Source organism: Mesorhizobium sp. 128a (assembly GCF_053848025.1).
The window spans coordinates 1-2,334 of the sequence record NZ_JBSPKY010000065.1 but is presented as its reverse complement, the minus strand read 5'-3'; the positions used below and the strand labels follow the sequence as shown (position 1 = coordinate 2,334).

At 60.6% G+C, this 2,334-nt stretch carries 2 protein-coding genes; both read left to right on the top strand.

Translation table 11 applies throughout. The features are described 5' to 3' along the window. Nucleotides 1-91 precede the first annotated feature (91 nt). Complete coding sequence (locus ACWTU9_RS33025; RefSeq protein ID WP_455861985.1) at nucleotides 92-1,183, top strand: IS5 family transposase; 1,092 nt, start codon at nucleotides 92-94, stop codon at nucleotides 1,181-1,183. Beyond that, nucleotides 1,180-1,524 (top strand): hypothetical protein, encoded by a 345-nt coding sequence (locus tag ACWTU9_RS33020; protein WP_095809620.1) that lies wholly within the window; start codon nucleotides 1,180-1,182, stop codon nucleotides 1,522-1,524. The genes ACWTU9_RS33025 and ACWTU9_RS33020 overlap by 4 nt, the downstream gene beginning before the upstream one ends. Nucleotides 1,525-2,334: the final 810 nt, after the last annotated feature.

Sequence of the window (2,334 nt, the reverse complement as noted above, 5' to 3'; positions counted from 1 at the left end):
GAAAGAAGCCGTCTAGCAGGCTGTTGAAAAAGGCACTCGCCACCGGACCGCAGCGGTGATTCACTACTCCGAAGGGATTCGGAGATGACGAGTGCGCGGCGGCGACGATCGAACTGGCGAACTGTTCAGCTACGTGGACCTTGAAGCCCGGGTTCGGCGCAATCATCCGTTGCGGGCGATCCGGACGATCGTGAATGAAGCCCTGTCCGCGTTGGAACGCGAGTTCGCGGCGCTGTACTCGCCGATCGGACGGCCCTCGATCCCGCCGGAGAAGCTGCTGCGGGCGATGCTTTTGCAGGCGTTCTATTCGATCCGCTCGGAGCGGCTTTTGATGGAGCGGCTGGAATACGACCTTCTGTACCGCTGGTTCGTCGGCATCGGCATCGACGATTCGGTGTTCTCGAAGAACCGCGACCGGCTGCTTGAGGGCAACATCGCGGCGAAGTTCCTCAGTGCAATCCTGGCGCAGCCTAAGGTGAAGAAGCTCCTTTCCACGGATCACGACGGGACGCTGATCGCGGCCTGGGCGTCGATGAAGAGCCTCAAGCCGAAGGACGGTTCGGGCGAAGAGCCGGGGAATGACTCAGGCGAGCCGCCGGCTCAGGGCGGTGGCCGTAACACGGAGGCGGACTTCCACGGCCAGAAACGGTCGAACGAGACGCATGCTTCGACCACCGACCCCGATGCCAGGCTCTACCGCAAGGGACGGGGCAAGGAGGCCAAGCTCTGCTTCATGGGGCACGGGCTGATGGAGAACCGCCATGGCCTGCTGGTCGATGCCTGTCTGACGCTGGCCGACGGGCATGCCGAGCGAGTGGCCGCACTGCATATGATCGAACCTTGCGCCGACCGGCCGCAGGCGATCACGTTCGGCGCCGACAAGGCCTATGATGCGGAGGACTTCATCAACGAGTTGCGCTCAATGAAGGTGACGCCGCACGTGGCGCAGAACATGAACGGCCGCCGTTCCGCGATCGATCGCCGCACAACCCGGCACGGCGGCTATGCCGTCAGCCAGCGCATCCGCAAGCGCATCGAGGAGGCGTTCGGCTGGATCAAGACCGTCGCCGGGCAGGAGAAGACCAAGTTGCGCGGACGCGACCGCGTCGGGTGGGCCTTCATCTTCGCGGCTGCCGCCTACAATCTGGTGCGGCTAACGAAGCTCCTGGCGGTGCCGACATGACCGCGCCCGCGGGCTGCCAACTGATCGGCCGCTGGCGGATCATCGAAGCCGATCTGTGGGATCGCGGCTACCTGAACCTCAGCGGCCCCGCCATGATCACCATCGGCGGCGACAACAACGGCGAGATCGCCTTTGGCGCCCTGCAAGCCGGCCTCGATCTCAGCTACAGCCCCTCAATAGTTCACTTCACATGGGGTGGATGTGACGAGATGGACGAAGTCACAGGCGATGGCCATGCCGAATTGCTCGACGACGGCTCGATCGAGATCACATTCGCCTACCACAACGGCGACGAAGCCATCCTCAAGGCAATACGGCACACTTCTTCAACAGCCTGCTAGTTCAGTCGACATTTGATCAATAGGCGGCCTACGAGTAATGATGTCGACGATTGCCCAGTATCTTCATGATGGATTCGTCCTTGCTCGACGTGGCAGTGTCCTAAGACGTATGTCAAAATGGTTCGAAGCACATGATGGCCTTGCGCGATATGGCAAGCAGGTAGTTACCTCCATCTAAGCGGAACTGAATGCGCGGGCTTGCAAGCACCTCGATGACAAACGTGCTGAGCACAGTAATCGCTACAACCGCCACCGACGGCCAACTGAACGGCATGAGCTGGTAAACATCTAAGTATGGCAAACGAGGAACCGCACAGGAACTCACACCGTGTTGGGCAATACGCGCTCTCACCTATGGCGCCCGCCCTTACTGTTGTAGCAATCTTCCAGAATGAGCCGGCCGTCCCCTCTTAGTCTCGGCACGTCAGGCGACACCGCTATCGGCGGCAAACCGGACATATCCCCGTTCGAGAAATACCGCCCTGCCGGTTGGGAGGAACACCGGCAGGGCGCGCCGCGCGAAACTCACAGCCGCGTAGAGCAACTGGATAGCGGCGGCAGTCTGCTTTATTCACTTAAATGCCTTTTTGAAGTGCCGTCATGGGGCGGTCTCGCCTTTGAACCAGCTGTCAGGTCAATGAAGCGGCCGGCGTCCTGAAGCCCGCTTCGCGCCAGAAGCTCGATCGCTTTTGACTGGGGGATCTTGGTGCCACTGCCCATAACCTCGCGACATAGGACCGATCAAGGCAGCGCATGTACCACCTGATTTGGCGAGCTTTTATGATGGTGAAAATTGAGCAGCCCTTGTCA

Bases quoted from the DNA above. Each gene is read 5' to 3' on its own strand.
- ACWTU9_RS33020 (WP_095809620.1), top strand. From the start codon at position 1,180: ATGACCGCGCCCGCGGGCTGCCAACTGATCGGCCGCTGGCGGATCATC.